16 protein-coding genes are annotated in these 16,673 nt (G+C 56.3%); 2 read left to right on the top strand and 14 right to left on the bottom strand.

Translation table 11 applies throughout. The annotated features are described in order from the left end of the window. Nucleotides 1-109: 109 nt before the first annotated feature. The 6 genes from C9I92_RS19885 to C9I92_RS19910 all read right to left on the bottom strand — a co-directional run bounded on the left by C9I92_RS19885 (nucleotide 110) and on the right by C9I92_RS19910 (nucleotide 5,566). Nucleotides 110-502: a 3D domain-containing protein gene (locus C9I92_RS19885; protein ID WP_047887250.1), complete on the bottom strand. Its 393-nt coding sequence runs from the start codon at nucleotides 500-502 to the stop codon at nucleotides 110-112. Nucleotides 503-608: 106 nt separating this feature from the next. Next, the gene (dinF, locus tag C9I92_RS19890) at nucleotides 609-1,958 is read right to left on the bottom strand and encodes an MATE family efflux transporter DinF (protein WP_047887329.1); all 1,350 of its coding nucleotides are present in this window, start codon (nucleotides 1,956-1,958) and stop codon (nucleotides 609-611) included. 337 nt (nucleotides 1,959-2,295) lie between these two features. Continuing rightward, a complete protein-coding gene (cyoE, locus tag C9I92_RS19895) occupies nucleotides 2,296-3,219 on the bottom strand; it encodes a heme o synthase (protein WP_047887251.1) in 924 nt (307 codons plus the stop codon). 46 nt (nucleotides 3,220-3,265) lie between these two features. Then, nucleotides 3,266-4,333: a COX15/CtaA family protein gene (locus tag C9I92_RS19900; protein WP_047887252.1), complete on the bottom strand. Its 1,068-nt coding sequence runs from the start codon at nucleotides 4,331-4,333 to the stop codon at nucleotides 3,266-3,268. 10 nt (nucleotides 4,334-4,343) lie between these two features. After that, nucleotides 4,344-4,892, bottom strand: a complete 549-nt coding sequence (locus tag C9I92_RS19905; RefSeq protein WP_047887253.1) for a hypothetical protein — start codon at nucleotides 4,890-4,892, stop codon at nucleotides 4,344-4,346. Beyond that, complete coding sequence (locus C9I92_RS19910) at nucleotides 4,889-5,566, bottom strand: SURF1 family protein (protein ID WP_047887254.1); 678 nt, start codon at nucleotides 5,564-5,566, stop codon at nucleotides 4,889-4,891. Before C9I92_RS19910 ends, C9I92_RS19905 begins: the two co-directional genes overlap by 4 nt. A gap of 29 nt (nucleotides 5,567-5,595) precedes the next feature. On the opposite strand from C9I92_RS19910, the gene C9I92_RS19915 reads away from it, so the two are divergent. Then, the gene (locus tag C9I92_RS19915; protein WP_047887255.1) at nucleotides 5,596-5,802 is read left to right on the top strand and encodes a DUF2909 domain-containing protein; all 207 of its coding nucleotides are present in this window, start codon (nucleotides 5,596-5,598) and stop codon (nucleotides 5,800-5,802) included. A gap of 17 nt (nucleotides 5,803-5,819) precedes the next feature. Here the strand turns inward: C9I92_RS19915 and C9I92_RS19920 are convergent, their stop codons facing one another. The 6 genes from C9I92_RS19920 to lexA form a co-directional block, all read right to left on the bottom strand. Beyond that, nucleotides 5,820-6,722, bottom strand: coding sequence for a cytochrome c oxidase subunit 3 (locus C9I92_RS19920; RefSeq protein WP_047887256.1), 903 nt, complete (start codon nucleotides 6,720-6,722; stop codon nucleotides 5,820-5,822). 8 nt (nucleotides 6,723-6,730) lie between these two features. Next, nucleotides 6,731-7,345, bottom strand: a complete 615-nt coding sequence (locus tag C9I92_RS19925; RefSeq protein WP_084712685.1) for a cytochrome c oxidase assembly protein — start codon at nucleotides 7,343-7,345, stop codon at nucleotides 6,731-6,733. Between the two features lie 24 nt (nucleotides 7,346-7,369). Further along, nucleotides 7,370-8,977, bottom strand: coding sequence for a cytochrome c oxidase subunit I (ctaD, locus tag C9I92_RS19930; protein WP_047887257.1), 1,608 nt, complete (start codon nucleotides 8,975-8,977; stop codon nucleotides 7,370-7,372). 12 nt (nucleotides 8,978-8,989) lie between these two features. Beyond that, nucleotides 8,990-10,135, bottom strand: coding sequence for a cytochrome c oxidase subunit II (coxB, locus tag C9I92_RS19935; protein WP_047887258.1), 1,146 nt, complete (start codon nucleotides 10,133-10,135; stop codon nucleotides 8,990-8,992). 273 nt (nucleotides 10,136-10,408) lie between these two features. Continuing rightward, on the bottom strand, nucleotides 10,409-11,209 hold the full coding sequence (locus C9I92_RS19940) for a class I SAM-dependent methyltransferase (protein ID WP_047887259.1): 801 nt from the start codon (nucleotides 11,207-11,209) through the stop codon (nucleotides 10,409-10,411). A 98-nt stretch (nucleotides 11,210-11,307) separates the two neighbouring features. Continuing rightward, nucleotides 11,308-11,928, bottom strand: coding sequence for a transcriptional repressor LexA (gene lexA / locus C9I92_RS19945; protein WP_047887331.1), 621 nt, complete (start codon nucleotides 11,926-11,928; stop codon nucleotides 11,308-11,310). 315 nt (nucleotides 11,929-12,243) lie between these two features. Between lexA and plsB the strand changes: the two genes are divergently transcribed. Then, on the top strand, nucleotides 12,244-14,700 hold the full coding sequence (plsB, locus tag C9I92_RS19950; RefSeq protein ID WP_047887260.1) for a glycerol-3-phosphate 1-O-acyltransferase PlsB: 2,457 nt from the start codon (nucleotides 12,244-12,246) through the stop codon (nucleotides 14,698-14,700). A 561-nt stretch (nucleotides 14,701-15,261) separates the two neighbouring features. On the opposite strand, the gene ubiA is transcribed toward plsB, so the two are convergent. Both ubiA and C9I92_RS19960 read right to left on the bottom strand, forming a co-directional pair. Next, a complete protein-coding gene (gene ubiA, locus C9I92_RS19955) occupies nucleotides 15,262-16,113 on the bottom strand; it encodes a 4-hydroxybenzoate octaprenyltransferase (protein WP_084712686.1) in 852 nt (283 codons plus the stop codon). Further along, nucleotides 16,110-16,655, bottom strand: a complete 546-nt coding sequence (locus tag C9I92_RS19960; RefSeq protein ID WP_047887262.1) for a chorismate--pyruvate lyase family protein — start codon at nucleotides 16,653-16,655, stop codon at nucleotides 16,110-16,112. The genes ubiA and C9I92_RS19960 overlap by 4 nt, the downstream gene beginning before the upstream one ends. Between the last annotated feature and the right edge of the window lie 18 nt (nucleotides 16,656-16,673).

Raw genomic sequence — 16,673 nt, forward strand, 5'->3', positions numbered from 1 at the left:
AGAGCCTGAGCTCTCGCTTTTTTGTGTCATCAATCTGAAAAAGTAGCTGTTCTTTATCATGTATCATTGTGCATGCAGAGCAGTTATTTTTTCAGGTTGTGGCTGGTTCCTACACTTCCACCACTGTGATAGTGACCTTTCGACGTCCCCAGTTTCTGGCAGCATGGATATCTTTACCCATGTAGATATCAATCTTGTTTTGCCAGCGGCGCCCCATCTTGTCCAGTACCACATACTCACCCGGTAACCCGGAGATTTTCACTTTCGTGCCTCGCTTAAAACCCCGTCCCAGCAAGTCCCGGGAAATCGCAATCGCCTTCATGCCCGGTTTAAGTCGGTCACCCCAGGCGGCAACTGTCGGGTTACCTTGGGTTTGTGCGCGCACTGAATTGTAAGCTGTGGCGGTGACATTATAGGTTTTGCCCTGGATGCTGGCAGAAGCAGGAGCCACCCAGCCTAGCATCAGAATCGTCAAAAAAAGTCCAATGACCGCTTTCCTCATCCATCCTCCTAAACAGCAAAGATTGTTCGCATTTTAACCATGAACTCCCGCCCATGGGTAGCATTTTTTGCCGAATTATTGAACGGATTTGACATGTGGTAGCTAACTATTTGTTTGCACTAAAAGGTTCCAGAAAAATATTTTTTTGCCATTGGTAAGCAAATATTACAGCCAGGCCAATGCCGCGCATCGCCAAGAAACCGAGCATCGCCGCCCACAGCGCATGGTTCCCCCAGTCAGACAGCAACCACCAGAACGCAAAAAAGCTGCTGGTGGCGACCACCATACTGTTGCGCATTTCCCGGCCCCGGGTCGCCCCGATAAAGATGCCGTCGAGCAGGAAACACCACATCGACACCAGCGGCACCGCCGCCAGCCACGGCAGGTAAAGCGCGGCTTCCTGCTGCACGGCCGGGATGTCAGATATCAGGGCGATAATCGCACCGCCCCCGAACGCAAACACCAGCGTCAGCAGCAGCGAGATCACCAGGCTCCAGAAAGTGGTGCCCACCAGCGTGCGTCCCAGTTCCTGTCGGTTCCGGGCACCGATCGCCTTACCAACCATCGCTTCCATCGCATAAGCAAAGCCATCCATCGCGTAAGAAACCAGCATCAGAAAGCTCATCAGCACCGCATTGGCCGCGACGATATCATCCCCCAGGGTTGCGCCCTGAAACGTCATAAACGTAAAGGCCAGCTGCAGGCACAAGCTGCGTAAAAAAATGTCCCGGTTCAGCTTGAGCAGACGCCCCGTGCCTTCGCGGATCGTCCCCAGTTTTTCGCGCCACGGCGGCAGGGCCTGCGCCAGCCATTGCCGGGACACAAACCACAGCCCCAGCGCCAGCCCGCTGTAATCGGCCATCACCGACGCCAGCGCCGCCCCCTGCACTTTCCAGTTCAGTCCGACCACGAACAGTACATCAAGCACGATATTGACCACGTTGGTGACGATCAGCAGCCACATCGGCAGACGCGCATTCTGGCTGCCGAGCAGCCAACCCATGATGACAAAGTTGGCCAGCGCAGCCGGCGCGCCCCAGATCCTGATCGAGAAATACTGCGCCGCGTACTGTTTGACCTCGGCACTGGCATCACTGAACTGGAACACCAGATCGGCCACCGGGTTATGGAAAATAATCAGCACCAGTGCCAGTAGCCAGGCCAGTGCCAGTCCTTGCAGGAACACAGCGGCCTGTGCCGACTTATCCGATGCACCGTACGCCTGGGCACTCAGCCCGGTGGTCGCCATCCGCAGGAAGCCCAACAGCCAGAAAGTCACGTTAATCATGGTGCTGCCGACCGCGACACCGCCCAGATACCAGGCCTGATCGAGGTGACCAATCACCGCCGCATCCACCAGCCCCAGCAGGGGCACTGTGATGTTGGACAACACCATAGGAAGCGCCAGGGCAAAAACCTGGCGGTGTAAAGACATATCTCGCAACGCGTTGAGCACAATCACCTCGACCCTTAGATTCAGACTGCACATTATACTGAGTTCAGCCTGAAACGCATGCCACCCCGGCATGTCAGCGCCGTCATGCACACGCTTCTCTATGCCACTGATCAGCTAAGTGCTTACCAGCAGTGATCACCCGCGGCAAGCCCCAATGATAGGGGGATACGAGGAAACCCGGACGGTAAAGGAATCCAGGGAGAGCAATCCTGGAAAAACAAGATGAAACAGCCAAGGCCTCAGTCAGCGGAAGCCTTGGCGTTTAGGAATGGCAAGCACATCCTGCCCTCAGCAAAACTGATGTGCAGCAGAAAGCGCTCGAACAGGCACACAGCGACTAGCGCGCCAGCAGACTGATCAGCCAGTGGTCGGCCAACAACACCACAAACAGGGCCAGCAGGTGCCAGATAGAATATTTGAAGGTCGCCCAGGCATGGCCGGGCTGATCCGCAAATTTCAGCTTCAGGGCATACCCAATAAAGCCGGCATTGAGCACACTGCTGCCGGCCAGATACAGCCAGCCGCTCATGCCCGTCAGCCAGGGTAGCAGCCCCACCAGCGCCAGTATCACGGTATACAGCAACACCATGGTTTTGGTAAACGCGATGCCGTGCGTGACCGGCAGCATCGGGATCCCGGCCTTGGCGTAATCATCGCGGCGGTGAATGGCCAGCGCCCAGAAGTGCGGCGGTGTCCAGGTAAACACCAGCATCACCAGCAGCAGCGCATGAGGATCAAACTGGCCGGTGACGGCGGTCCAGCCCAACAGCGGCGGCGCCGCCCCGGCCAGTCCGCCGATCACGATATTCTGGGGAGTGGCATGCTTCAGCCATACGGTGTAAATCAGAGCATAGCCGACCAGACTGGCAAACGTCAGCCAGGCCGTCAAGGCGTTGAGCTGCCACAGGACAGCAAAGCCCGCAACCATCAACGCCGTGGCGAACAGCACCGCTTTGTGGGTCTCCACCCGGCCTTTCGCCAGCGGCCGGTGGTAGGTACGCGCCATCTTGGCATCGAAATGCCGATCGAGCACGTGATTAAAAGCCGCCGCTGCGGCCGATTGCAGCCCAATTCCCAACAACCCAAGCGTCACCGCTTTGACCGGCGGAATTCCCGGTACAGCCAGACACATCCCGACCAGAGCCGTGAGCAGCAGCATCGCCACCACTTTAGGCTTGGTCATGGTCAGATAATCCTGCCAGACCCGATGTCCACTCCAGGTTCGGGTACTGCGTTTGGCAACAATCTCAGCTTTGGCCATATTTGCCCTCCTTTGCCTTTCCTTGGGACATCATCAAACAACACATTCAGTGCAACCGGGCGGCAGAGCCCTGCCAGTGCCGAGTCGGGCGGCGCAGCCAGAACACCTGCACATTGACGGCCACCAGCACCAGTAACAACGCCATCCCGGTCAGGTTATGCGCCACCGCCACACCCAGCGGCAGGCTGGCCACAACATTGGTAATGCCCAGCGCAACCTGGCCGCACAACACCCCCAGCATCAACAGTGCCAGCTGGCGCAACGCCGAGTGCCGCCACAGTTGCCAGGCCAGCAGTAACAGCACCAGTGTGGTAACAGCGGCACCAATCCGGTGGGTAACGTGAATCGTGACCCGCTGCTGATAATCCAGCACCCCGTACTGATAGCTGTCGTGCACCGGCTGAATCAGTGAAAACGCGCTGCTGTCGAAGCTCTGTTGCCAGTCCACTTCACACAGCGGCAACTGGGTACACACCACAGCGGCATAATTGGCGGCAGTCCAGCCGCCGAGCGCAATCTGGCCGATGACGACGGCCAGCCCGAGCAGAGCAAACAGCGACAATGCCCCAGCAGAGGCCGTTGATGACGCAAACGGCGATGATGGACGCAGCTGGGATCGCGACGGCGAACGGGGCATCGGTAACGGCCGCAATCGCAGCCACAGCACCAACAGCAACGAAGCCGTGGTAAAGCCTCCGAGCAGGTGGCCCATCACCACCACCGGCATCAGCGAAAGGGTTACGGTCCACATCCCGAGCATAGCCTGAAAAACCACGGTCACCAGCAGGCAGGCCGGTAACCCCCGGGGACGCTCCAGCCGCCGCCAGGCCAGCACATTAATCGCCAGGATCATGATGCCCAGCGTACCGGCAACATAGCGGTGCAGCATTTCATTCCAGGCTTTGTGAACTTCCAACGGGGCATGGGGATAGCGGGCGGCAGCCAGTTCCTGGTGGACATCGGTTTTCGGTACCCCGGCAAAACCGTAACAACCGGGCCAGTCCGGGCAGCCCAGCCCGGCTTCGGTCAGGCGGGTGTACGCCCCCAGACCAATCACACACACTGACAGTATCAATGCCGCCAGCACCAACAGTCTGAATCCGTTCCGTTGCATCGCCGCCTCCTTAGCCGATTTTAGAGAGCTTGAGCAATCGCTTGAGATCGCGCAGGACGTCTTTTCCCTGCGCCAGCACAGCGGTTTGTCCTTTGACCAGCGGATAGGCCATCATGACGTTCCCCATGGGATCAGCGATATAGATCGCCCGGGTTCCGTGCGCCTGCGCTTTCAGCTTCGCGACAATATAATCAGGCACCTGACGGGCTGTCACGCCCGTCGCCTGCGCCCGAATAGCAGCTGGCTGAGCGGCAAGCCCATCGCCCTGCACCAGTAACACACTGTCGAGGCGGGAGTGATCCGCTCCGACCGCCTGAGGAACCTGACGCAGGTTAAACAACGCCCCCTGACAGTAGTCATCACAGTGGTCCGGCAGCAGGTAAATCAGCTGCCAGCGATGGCGCTCGCCAAGCCAGTCCGAGGTCAGTGGCTGTTCCAGCAAATCCCCCCGGTTGGTTACCCCGCCGTGATACCAGTCCATGTCCAGCACCAGTTTGGCAATGCCCACCGGCAACACAAACACCCCCAGGAGCAGCAACAACGTTCCGTGTTTACTCATACCTTACTCCGTCTTAACCACCACACCGCCAGCCCGGATACCGCCAGCGCCATCAGGAACCATTGCAGGGCATAGGCATAATGCTTCTGCGGACCGGTCACGACCGGAATCCAGGTCTGCTCCAGCGCCACCGGACTGTCCGGATCAATCTGTAACACCCAGGGCGGCAGCGGCAATCCCGTCCGCTCTCTCAGTGCTGCTAGGTTGATATTCTGGACCCGCAGGGGAAACCCCTCCCCCAGTTGCTCCGGCGCCAGCTCCAGTAACGTTGACGGCGGGGCGATAATGCCACTGATCCGGACTTCCCCATGCAGCTCCGGCAGCACCGGGATCTGATCGCGATATGGCGGCGCAGCAATCCAGCCCAGATTGACCATCACCCAGCTGTTTTCCGACATAAAGGGATACAGCACGTGATAGCCGGGCTGGCCTCTGTACATCTGATTATCCAGCAGCACAGCCCGGCTGTGATCAAACTGGCCGCGCAGGGTCAGGCTGTACCAGCGAGGGTCTGCCGGCAGACTAGCAATGCTGTAATACATCTGCTCACTGCGAAACTGGAGGACATGGTTCAGCTGCTCTTTTTCCTGTGCCCGCGACATTTGCCACAAACCCAACTTGACCAACGTCACCAGTACCGCCACAGTAAACAATATGAACCCGATCCTTCGCATGACTGACCCCTATCCCGCCGAGGTGGCCTATGTTGCTGAAAGCCCTGATCGTTTGCCTGCTGATTTTTATCATCTTCAACTTGTTCAGAGCACTACCTGTGATGCTCAAAGGTAAGCAGGCATACCCGATGTCCCGCTACCTTGGCCGACGCATTCTGCTGTCAGTGATCCTGTTTGCGCTCCTGCTGCTGGCACTGGCGAGCGGGGTGATCACCCCCAATCCCCGCCCTTACTGAGCAATATCACGCTTCGGTCAGAGAATGTAGACAAACACAAACAGGCACAGCCAAACCACATCCACAAAGTGCCAGTACCAGGCACCGGCCTGAAACGCAAAATGCCGCTCCGCACTAAAATGCCCCCGCAGGATACGCAGCCAGACAATGAACAGAATGAGAGTACCGAGGGTCACGTGCATGCCGTGAAACCCGGTCAGCAGGAAGAAGGTATTGCCATACACCCCGGCATCCAGCGTCAGGTTCATCTCTTCATAGGCATGGGCGTACTCGACCCCCTGCAGGTAAACAAACAGTGCCCCCAGCAGAACGGTCAGCAACAGAAACAGCGTCAGGCGCGGGCGGTTATCCTGCTCCAGCGCCGTGTGCGCGATATGCACCGTCACGGATGAGGTCAGCAGGATCATGGTGTTATACAGCGGCAGCCCCCATGCTCCCATTGCCTGGGTTTCAGTACCGCCCGGGGTCATCAGCAGTGGCCACTGGGCAATGAAATCCGGCCACAGCACCGCATGGGTCATGGCGTTGTTCCCCGCCCCGCCGAGCCAGGGAACAGCAATCATCCGGGCATAAAACAGCGCCCCGAAGAAGGCCGCAAAGAACATCACTTCCGAGAAAATAAACCAGCTCATGCCCTGGCGGAACGAACGGTCCATCTGGCTGCTGTACAGCCCTCGCATGGATTCGCTAATCACATCGCGGAACCAGCCGAACAGCATGATTAACAGCAGCCCAACGCCCGACATCAGGATCCAGGGGCCCTGACCGTTGAACAGACCGCCGACCGTCGCCCCGGCCCCCATTGCAATCAGGAACAGGGCCACCGCCCCGACAATCGGCCAGATGCTGGCAGCCGGTACGTAATAGGGTTCGCTCCCCGGGGTTGCCGACTGCTCATGCTCAGAGTAAGGGTTCGCCATCTTTCACCTCATTGCGTTTGGGCCGCCGCTTCCGGCTTAGCATTAAACAGGGTGTACGCCAGGGTCAGGGTGTTAATGTCCTCCGGCAACGCCGGATCCACATAAAACACCAGTGGCAGGCTGGCTGTTGCCCCTGCCCCGAGCGGCTGGCGGTTAAAGCAGAAGCATTCAATTTTGTTGAAGTACTGTGCGCCCAGCCCCGGGCTGACCGACGGCACGGCCTGCCCCACGGTTTCCACCGCAGTCAGGTTATGGGCTTTGAAACTCACCGTGTGCGTTTCGCCGGGATAGACCACCATCCGCCGGACTTCCGGCTCGAATGTCCAGCGCATCCCCGGATGGATATACGCGACAAACTCCACCGTAACCTGACGGCTGGTATCCACCCGTTCACTGGCAGCTGTCGGGGTGTCGGCGGTTTTCCCGTTGATGCCGGTGATATCGCAGAACACGTTGTAAAGTGGCACCAGTGCAAAGGCAAAACCAAACATGCCTACTGCCATCGCGACCAGAGACCAGAACGAGCGTTTCTGACGGTCCAACTGTCTGTTCGCGCCCGGCTTGTTCACATCACGCTGGGTCGCACCAGATTTGTCAGATTCGGGTGTCGGTGTCTTGGCCATGACATGCCCCCTTCATCAGCCTGATTAATCGATACGCGGTGGCGTCGAGAAGGTGTGGTGCGGCGCCGGTGACGGCACTGTCCATTCCAGCCCTTCCGCCCCGTCCCACGGTTTGGCTGCCGCTTTCTCTCCGCCGCGGACGCACTTAATCACGACCGCCAGGAATATCAGCTGCGACAGGCCAAACATAAAGCCACCGATACTGACCACGGCATTCACATCCGCAAACTGGAGGGCATAATCGGGGATCCGGCGCGGCATACCAGCCAGCCCCAGAAAGTGCATCGGGAAGAACAGGATGTTGACCGACACCACCGAGCACCAGAAATGCCACTTGGCGAGTTTTTCGTTGAACATGTGCCCGGTCCATTTGGGGAGCCAGTAGTACGCCGCCGCCATGATGGAGAAGATCGCGCCCGACACGAGCACATAGTGGAAATGCGCCACCACAAAATAGGTATCGTGGTACTGGAAGTCCGCCGGGGTGATCGCCAGCATCAGGCCGGAAAAGCCACCGATGGTAAACAGCACGATAAAGGCGATGGCAAACAGCATCGGCACTTCAAAACTCAGCGAGCCGCGCCACATGGTGGCAACCCAGTTAAAGACCTTGACCCCGGTCGGCACCGAAATCAGCATGGTGCAATACATGAAGAACAGTTCCGCCGCGACCGGCATCCCTGTGGTGAACATATGGTGCGCCCAGACCAGAAAACTGAGCCCGGCAATCGACGCAGTGGCGTAAACCATGGAACTGTAACCAAACAGTTTCTTACGGGAAAAGGCAGGGACTATCGCCGAAATAATACCGAAACTCGGCAAAATCATGATGTACACTTCAGGGTGACCGAAGAACCAGAAAATGTGCTGGAACATCACCGGATCGCCCCCGCCAGCCGCATCAAAGAAACTGGTGCCGAAGTACTTGTCAGTCAGTACCATGGTGACCGCCCCGGCCAATACCGGCATCACGGCAATCAGCAGAAACGCGGTGATCAGCCAGGTCCAGACAAACAGCGGCATCTTCATGTAGGTCATGCCCGGCGCGCGCAGGTTAACGATGGTGACAATGACGTTGATTGCCCCCATGATGGAGCTGATCCCCATGATATGGATGGCAAACACGAACAAACCGGTACTTTCCGGACTGAACGTGGTCGACAGCGGCGCATAAAAAGTCCAGCCGAAGTTCGGGCCGCCCCCTTCCATAAACAGCGACGTCAGCAGCAGAGTGAAGGCAAACGGCAGAATCCAGAAACTCCAGTTATTCATCCGTGGCAGGGCCATATCCGGCGCCCCGATCATCATGGGAATCATCCAGTTTGCCAGTCCGGTAAATGCCGGCATGACGGCACCAAAAACCATGATCAGGCCATGAACGGTCGTCATCTGGTTAAAAAAATTCGGTTCCACCAGCTGCAAGCCAGGCTGGAACAGCTCCGCCCGGATCACCATGGCCATTGCCCCGCCAATCAGGAACATGGCAAAGCTGAACATCAGGTAGAGGGAGCCGATGTCTTTATGGTTCGTGGTCAGCAGCCAGCGTTTCAGACCGGACTGAGGATGGTCGTGATGCTCATGCTCGGTCGCGGTACTTTCGACTCCGGTTTGCTCGCGCAACATGTCCGTCATCGTCACTCTCCCCTATAGCTCTTTGCCATCGATCACAGCCTGCACTTCGGCGGCCTGAACCGTATCCCCGGTATTGTTCCCCCAGGCATTACGCTCGTAGGTAATGACTGAAGCCAGCTCTTTCAGGCTGAGCTGCGGCCCGAATGCCTGCATGGCCGTGCCGGGACGCCCATGCACCACGACGCTGATATGTTCCAGCTTGGCTGACGGGTCCACGGCGATCCCCTGTCCGGCCAACGCCGGGAAAGCGCCGGGCAGCCCCTGGCCATTCACCTGGTGACACATGGCGCAGCGGGTGTTGTAAACCTGCTCTCCGAGCGTCATCAGCTCATCCATGTCCATTTCCATCGCCAGCAGACGCTGCTCTTCTTCGCGGGCCTGCTGCTGGGCAACTTTGGTGGCCTGCAGCCACTCATCAAATTCATCCTGCGGTTTGGCAATCACCACAATCGGCATGAAGCCATGATCTTTGCCGCACAATTCCGCACACTGCCCGCGGTAAATACCCGGCTGATCAATGCGCGTCCAGGCTTCATTGATAAAGCCGGGGTTCGCATCTTTCTTGACCGCAAAATCCGGCACCCACCAGGAATGGATGACGTCCTGGGAAGTGATCAGAAAGCGGATTTTCTTGCCAATCGGCAGAATCAGCGGTCGATCCACTTCCAGCAGGTAATTGTCACGCTTGTCACGTTCGTTAGCAATTTGTGCCGATGTCGTGGCCAGAAGAGAATAAAAACCGACATCTTCGTCGAAATAGCTGTAATGCCATTTCCATTGTGAGCCAGTAATCTGCACCGTCAGATCCGGCTGCGAGGTATCTTCCATCGCCAGCAGAGTTCGGGTAGCCGGAATGGCCATGATGATAAGGATGATGAACGGGATCACCGTCCAGACGATTTCGACCTTGGTACTTTCATGGAACGAAGCCGCCTGCGCCCCTTTCGACCGGCGGTGATGGATGATAGACCAGAACATCACGCCAAATACCACCAAACCGATGGCAACGCAGATGTAAAAAATGGTCATATGGAGATCGAACACCCGCTGACTGACCTCGGTAACCCCCGGTGTCATGTTCAGGCGCATGGGTTGGGTATCAGCGTGTACCGGCACAGCCAGCAAAACACTCAGACAGCACATCAGATGGCGAATCATCACCCGGTTCCCTCCTTCCTAATCCCGCTCGCCACAACACCGGGGCGGACTCTGCACCGGATGGCAATACGAAAATGATTCGGTAACAGGCCCACCTGAACAACCAGGCAGGCTCAAGAGCAATAAAAGAGTTAACAGTTTGTTTACAATTAACTTAGGACAGGATCAGGAAAAATGCGCAATAAAATGATAGGAAAAATCTGTCGCCCGCCGGAATAAGCGCGACGGAGCACTATTGATGAAGGTGTGGCCAAATGCGGCGATTAGGAGGGCTTATAGGCGGATATGTACCAGAACAGGCACAATTCTGAATTTCATACCCGGCGTTCTCGCCAGCCAGCGTTGCCAGTGGCTCCAACGCGAACAGGCATTATCCAGTGGGCTGTACTGCCCGACCGGTTCGGCCCACGGCAGCCATTGCAGCACCTGCCTCAGGGCATTGCGAAAGCCATGCCGATAAGGTTGGGCCACGCCCATTTTTTTGGCTACCGGCCAGTGGCAGCGATCCCCGGCCATGACCAGACACAGCTCCGCCCGACCAAAATGGCAGGCCAGAGACTGCAGGAAACGGGAAAGTTCAGCGGCGGTACACTGCAATAACGCCTGGTCACACAGCAGCATAACCGGGGTTGACATCAGCGGCGGCAGCGAATGCAACCAACTGAGATCCTGAATAGAGCCAGGTAACATGCGGTAGCGCTCGCTGCGGTGAAACAGGCGCTGGCGCCACAACAGATGCTCATTGGCATCGACATCAAACCAACGACAACGGCCGTTATCAATGCGGTAGAATCGGGTATCCAGCCCCCCGGCGATATTAATGATGGTGCCGTTCGGGTGGCGGCGCAAGAAATGCTGAACCTGCCGGTCACACTGCAGCGCAAGACTGGCATGAAGCAGCTGTTGTTCTGACACATTACCGGTCAGGCAGTCCGGTTTGAGATGGCACTGGCTGCAGGCAACAGCCGCCATGGGATCATAAAGCAGACAATCATCTGCCATGCTTTCACGACTACGAAGCCAAAGAGGCTGCAGCAGATCAGGCGGGATGTCGTAACGGGCAGAATTGGTCATTATCATCTCCTTCATAACATGAACAGATGATAATGACTATCATTAACACTTGTAAAGCTTTTTGGTGTAAATTTATACGGTAAGAAAAGCCGGAAAATTTACATCCAGTCGCTGCTGCGAATCACGCCGACTGCCAGACCTTCAATCGTCAGGTGCTGGTTGCTCAAATCTACCACGATAGGCGCAAACTCTTCGTTTTCAGCATGCAGCAGCACTTGCGAGCCTTTGCGTTCCAGGCGTTTCACGGTGACGTCATCATCAACGCGGGCTACTACGACCTGACCGTCGCGGACATCCTGGGTTTTATGCACCGCCAACAGGTCACCGTCCATAATGCCGATGTCTTTCATACTCATCCCGTTCACACGCAGCAGAAAGTCTGCACGCGGTTTGAACAACGATGGATCCACATCGTAATGGGTTTCGACATGCTCCTGAGCCAGGATCGGTTCACCGGCGGCCACTTGGCCAATCAGGGGCAAACCCTGCTCCTGCTGACCAGATTCATGCTGTATCAGACGGATCCCGCGGGAGGCACCGGGAATGATCTCAATGACCTGCTTGCGGGCCAGAGCTTTAAGGTGTTCCTCGGCAGCATTAGCCGAGCGGAAGCCTAGCTCACGGGCTATTTCAGCGCGTGTAGGCGGCATTCCAGTATCTTCAATTTTTGCTTTGATCAAATCAAAGACTTCTTGTTGGCGCGGCGTTAACGGCTTCATCATTCACCCTGTCTTTTTATACAGTTCACTGTGAGTATATCCAGTGTTAACACGCTTGAAAAGGTAATTGTTTATGAAAACAGCAATTATGGCGAGAAAACGCCAGCCCCGTCCCACCCCCTCACCTACACTTGGATGAAAAGCTCGGCCGTACGAAATGTCCGGAATTAAAGATAGGAAAATTGAAACAAGTAAGCGGTTAAAAATACAATAAAAATGTCATTTAACCGCAAGTATGTGCTATTTCGCTGCTATTAGCGGCTCTTTTTCTGCTATCCTTGCGGCGCATTAAGAATTCGAGACGAGTAAGAAGATATGTCAAGTTGGCAGAAAATCTACCAAAAGATACTGGATTTGCCGCTTTCTCTGCTGGTTAAAACCCACTCTATTCCATCCAATCCGGTGGCGGATCTGGAGCTCGACCCGGAACGTCCGATTGTCTACATCCTGCCGTTCCGTTCCAACACCGATTTAATGACCCTGCGCCGCAGCACACTGGAGCTGGGGCTCCCGGATCCGCTTGAACCGCTGGACATTGCCGGTAAACAGTTCAGTCGTTATGTCTATATTTCTGACGCCCCGAGTGTCTTTGGCTCGAACAGCGAATTGCCTCAGGAATCGCTGGAACAGTTCACCGCACTGCTGGAACAGCATAAACAGGACAGCGAGCTCGACATTCAGGTCGTGCCGGCGTCTATCCTGTGGGGCCGGAAACCGGGTAAAGAGGATAACCAGAAGCCGATTCTGCGTCCGCTTAACGGGCCGGAAAAATTCTTTACCGTGCTGGGGCATGGCCGCGACTGTATGGTGCGCCTGAGCCCGCCGGTTTCGCTGCGTTACATGGCAGACAACCACGGCACCGACGATTCTATCGCCAACAAGCTGGCGCGGGTCGCGCGTATCCATTTCTCCCGCCAGCAACTGGCCGCCTCGGGGCCGAAACTGCCGGATCGTCAGGCGCTGTTCAAACGTCTGCTGGCCTCCAAAGCGATTGAAAAAGTAGTCGCCGAAGAAGCCGCCAGCCGGGATGTACCAATTGAGAAAGTGCACAAGGAAGCCATCGACATGATGGAAGAGATTGCGGCGGATTTCTCTTATTCCCTGATCAAACGCGGCGACCGTTTCCTCGGCTGGCTGTGGAACCGCCTCTACCAGGGCCTGAACGTCCACAATGCCAAGCAAGTACGTAAACTGGCGCAGGACGGCCATGAGATCGTTTATGTACCGTGTCACCGCAGCCACATGGACTACCTGCTGCTGTCTTACGTGCTGTATCAGGAAGGCCTGGTACCACCGCACATTGCCGCCGGGATTAACCTGAATTTCTTCCCGGCAGGCCCGATTTTCCGTCGCGGCGGCGCATTTTTCATCCGCCGCAGCTTCAAGGGAAATCGCCTGTACTCCACGGTCTTCCGTGAGTATCTGGCTGAGCTGTTTGCCAAAGGGTACTCGGTTGAATACTTCAGCGAAGGCGGTCGTTCCCGAACTGGCCGACTGCTGCCGGCCAAAACCGGTATGTTGTCAATGACCATTCAGGCCATGCTGCGCGGTCTCAATCGCCCAGTCACACTGGTGCCGGTCTACATCGGTTATGAACACGTCATGGAAGTGGCCACTTACGCCAAAGAGCTACGTGGCAAGCGCAAAGAGAAAGAAAACGTCGGCCAGGTTCTGCGTACGCTGCGTAAACTGCGTAATCTGGGCCAGGGCTACGTGAACTTTGGTGAGCCGATTCCGCTGAACCACTACCTGAACGAGCACGTCCCGGACTGGCACAAGAGTATCGATCCGATTGAACCACAGCGCCCGCAATGGCTGAACCCGGTGGTGAACGATCTGGCGGTGAAGATGATGACGCACATCAACGATGCGGCAGCCACCAATGCCCTGACCCTTTGCGGCGTAGCTCTGCTGGCTTCCCGTCAGCGCGCCCTGAGCCGCGAAGATCTGGAGCAGCAGATCGACTGCTACCTGCAGTTGCTGCGCAATGTGCCGTATTCCGAGCAGTTCACCGTTCCGGATGAAGATGCCAAGGCCATGGTGAAACACGCCATGGAAATGGACAAATTCGTGGTCGAACGCGACAGCCTGGGTGAAATGGTGTCTCTGGACCGCCCGCAGGCGATCCTGATGACCTATTACCGCAACAATATCATTCACCTGTTTGCGATGCCGTCGCTGATCGCCAATATCGTGATTTATCACGGGCGCCTGACCACCCGCGAGATTCTGGCTCAGGTTGAGCAACTGTATCCGTTCCTGAAAGCCGAATTGTTCCTGCGCTATCAGCAGGAAGAGCTGGCAACCGTGGTGGAATCACTGCTGGATGAGCTGGCTCGCCAGCGCCTGATCCTGCGTGACGGTGAGGTCATTACCCTCAATAACAGCCGGATCGGCCCGCTGCATCTGCTGGCCCGTACCATCTCTGAAACCCTGCAGCGCTATGCCATCGCCCTGACGCTGCTGAATTCAGAGCCGGAACTGATGAAGAGCGATCTGGAACAACAAAGTCAGATGATGGCACAGCGCCTGAGCCGTCTGCACGGTATCAATGCACCGGAATTTTTCGACAAAGGGGTATTCTCGACCCTGGTTAAAACCCTGCGTGCGGAAGGCTACCTCAACGAAGACTGCCATGTGGTAAGTCAGCCGGTTGACCAGCTCGCCGGTCTGCTGACCAATCTGGTGTCACCGGAAGTGAAGCTGACCATTCAGGCCGTGATGAACCGCGAAGAGCGTATCGACATCGAAGAAGCCGCTCCTGGTGCCTGAACCTGCTGACACTCTAAGCCAATGACCGCGATGTTCGGTACCGGACATCGCGCCATCCAGACCTATACGTAGAACGTCACATTAAAATGAAAGGGCTGCTTCGGCAGCCTTTGTTTATTCAAGCCCCTGCCATATGGCCTTCATTTAACTTGAGCCATCGCCATACCGATCTCATCGTCCGCACACCGAATCATCTACTCAGCTGAACTGAACGACTGTACAGCTTTTAGGCTCCCATATCCCAAAAGCTTGCCGAGCTGATCACGTTCTCTAATTCACATTTAATTTCAATTGGTTAAGTGTACATACTGATGTATGTAAACAGGTCGATTATCTCCCGAAGAGATCCCATGCACAGGTTTACGGGCAATTGGCCTATGGCTGCCCTAAAGCTTGCGGATACCACAAGCGTTGGTTTTTTCAGCGTGCCCGTTACGACCGGTGGCACAGAAAAAGAGCACTCCTCACCCGACCGTTTTTAACCGCCCAGGCTGGCTGCATTTGCCGCAGACAAAAAAAGCGCCCGAAGGCGCTTACTGATGTGTTGTTATAGCCGCTGCGTTACAGGCAGACACTGATCACGATGCCGAGCCAGATGAGCATGCCGACATAGTTGTTGTTCAGGAACGCTTTGAAACACGGTTCACGCTCACGCTCACGGATCAGCATTTGCTGGTACACAAACAGGGCCGAGGCCAGCAGCAGGAACCAGTAATAGCTCTGCGACAGGTTCTGCATGACACCCACCGCGATCAACAGCAGCAAAGTGCCTAGCTGCAGCACACCGATAATCATTTTGTCGAACCGGCCAAACAGGATCGCCGTCGACTTGATCCCAATGTTCAGATCGTCATCCCGGTCAACCATCGCATACTGGGTATCGTACGCAATCGTCCAGAGAATATTGGCGACAAACAGCACCCAGGCCAGCGGTGTCAATTCACCAGACTGCGCCGCATACGCCATCGGAATTGACCAGCCGAACGCCATTCCCAGCACCAGCTGCGGCAAATGGGTATAGCGCTTCATAAACGGATAAGCCGCCGCCAGCAACAGCCCCACCACCGACAACATAATGGTCAGGGAATTCATGGTCAGCACCAGCAGAAAAGAAACCAGCACCAGCAGACCAAACAGCCCCAGCGCCTCGCGCTCCGACAGCGCGCCGGACGGCAACGGGCGTTGCGCCGTGCGTTTGACATGACCATCAAAATTACGATCGGCATAATCGTTAATGACACAACCGGCCGCGCGCATAAAAATCACGCCCAGCACAAACACCAGCGTCACATGCAAATTCGGCATGCCGTCAGCGGCCAGAAACAGGGCCCAGAGCGTCGGCCACAGCAGCAATAGGCTACCAATCGGACGGTCAAAACGCGCCAACTGCCAATAGGCTCTGGCTTTGGTCATTTCCACGGTACGGTCTCCTTATAAATCGGTGCTTCCTGCAAAAACAGCTCCGCGACCAATAGCGGTTTATCGTTGATCCAGAGTCGAGAACGACGAGCCCAGATAGGCTCAGCCTCCGTCCCCACATTTGCCACTTCCAGGGCATCTCTGCGGGCGCTTTGATCGGTGAACACCCGAAAACCGAGTGGCATTTCACCCAACTGCGCTAAATCTTGCTCTTGCCCGGTCAAAGTGGATTCCGGGATCAAGGTACGGGCAAACACCCACGGAACACCGTCCCCTTTAAGGACAACCTTACGTACCAGGCAAGCCTTATCGCCAACCAGCGCACACTCGTCGGGGGTTAACTGTTCACGACCGATCGGTGCCTGCTCCACCAGCGACACCGTAAACTGCTCACAATGGCGCTCGAAACGCCGCGACAATGAGTCCGGCTCCAGCAGCCAATGCCCAAACTCAGTGCCCTCAATGTTGGCGTCTGCCGGTGCCAGCCACCGGGCGCTGGCCAGTAAGGGTTTATACAACTGCTTGAATTGCGACATTTTTCCAATAAAAACCAG

The sequence above is a fragment of the Photobacterium ganghwense genome (assembly GCF_003025595.1).
In the GTDB taxonomy this organism is placed as follows: domain Bacteria; phylum Pseudomonadota; class Gammaproteobacteria; order Enterobacterales; family Vibrionaceae; genus Photobacterium; species Photobacterium ganghwense.

Bases quoted from the DNA above. Each gene is read 5' to 3' on its own strand.
- C9I92_RS19915 (WP_047887255.1), top strand. From the start codon at position 5,596: ATGTTGCTGAAAGCCCTGATCGTTTGCCTGCTGATTTTTATCATCTTC.
- ctaD (WP_047887257.1), bottom strand. From the start codon at position 8,977: ATGACGGACATGTTGCGCGAGCAAACCGGAGTCGAAAGTACCGCGACC.
- C9I92_RS19940 (WP_047887259.1), bottom strand. From the start codon at position 11,209: ATGACCAATTCTGCCCGTTACGACATCCCGCCTGATCTGCTGCAGCCT.
- C9I92_RS19905 (WP_047887253.1), bottom strand. From the start codon at position 4,892: ATGAGTAAACACGGAACGTTGTTGCTGCTCCTGGGGGTGTTTGTGTTG.
- C9I92_RS19900 (WP_047887252.1), bottom strand. From the start codon at position 4,333: ATGCAACGGAACGGATTCAGACTGTTGGTGCTGGCGGCATTGATACTG.
- C9I92_RS19885 (WP_047887250.1), bottom strand. From the start codon at position 502: ATGAGGAAAGCGGTCATTGGACTTTTTTTGACGATTCTGATGCTAGGC.
- C9I92_RS19920 (WP_047887256.1), bottom strand. From the start codon at position 6,722: ATGGCGAACCCTTACTCTGAGCATGAGCAGTCGGCAACCCCGGGGAGC.
- C9I92_RS19960 (WP_047887262.1), bottom strand. From the start codon at position 16,655: ATGTCGCAATTCAAGCAGTTGTATAAACCCTTACTGGCCAGCGCCCGG.
- coxB (WP_047887258.1), bottom strand. From the start codon at position 10,135: ATGATTCGCCATCTGATGTGCTGTCTGAGTGTTTTGCTGGCTGTGCCG.
- ubiA (WP_084712686.1), bottom strand. From the start codon at position 16,113: ATGACCAAAGCCAGAGCCTATTGGCAGTTGGCGCGTTTTGACCGTCCG.
- cyoE (WP_047887251.1), bottom strand. From the start codon at position 3,219: ATGGCCAAAGCTGAGATTGTTGCCAAACGCAGTACCCGAACCTGGAGT.
- C9I92_RS19925 (WP_084712685.1), bottom strand. From the start codon at position 7,345: ATGGCCAAGACACCGACACCCGAATCTGACAAATCTGGTGCGACCCAG.
- C9I92_RS19910 (WP_047887254.1), bottom strand. From the start codon at position 5,566: ATGCGAAGGATCGGGTTCATATTGTTTACTGTGGCGGTACTGGTGACG.
- lexA (WP_047887331.1), bottom strand. From the start codon at position 11,928: ATGAAGCCGTTAACGCCGCGCCAACAAGAAGTCTTTGATTTGATCAAA.
- plsB (WP_047887260.1), top strand. From the start codon at position 12,244: ATGTCAAGTTGGCAGAAAATCTACCAAAAGATACTGGATTTGCCGCTT.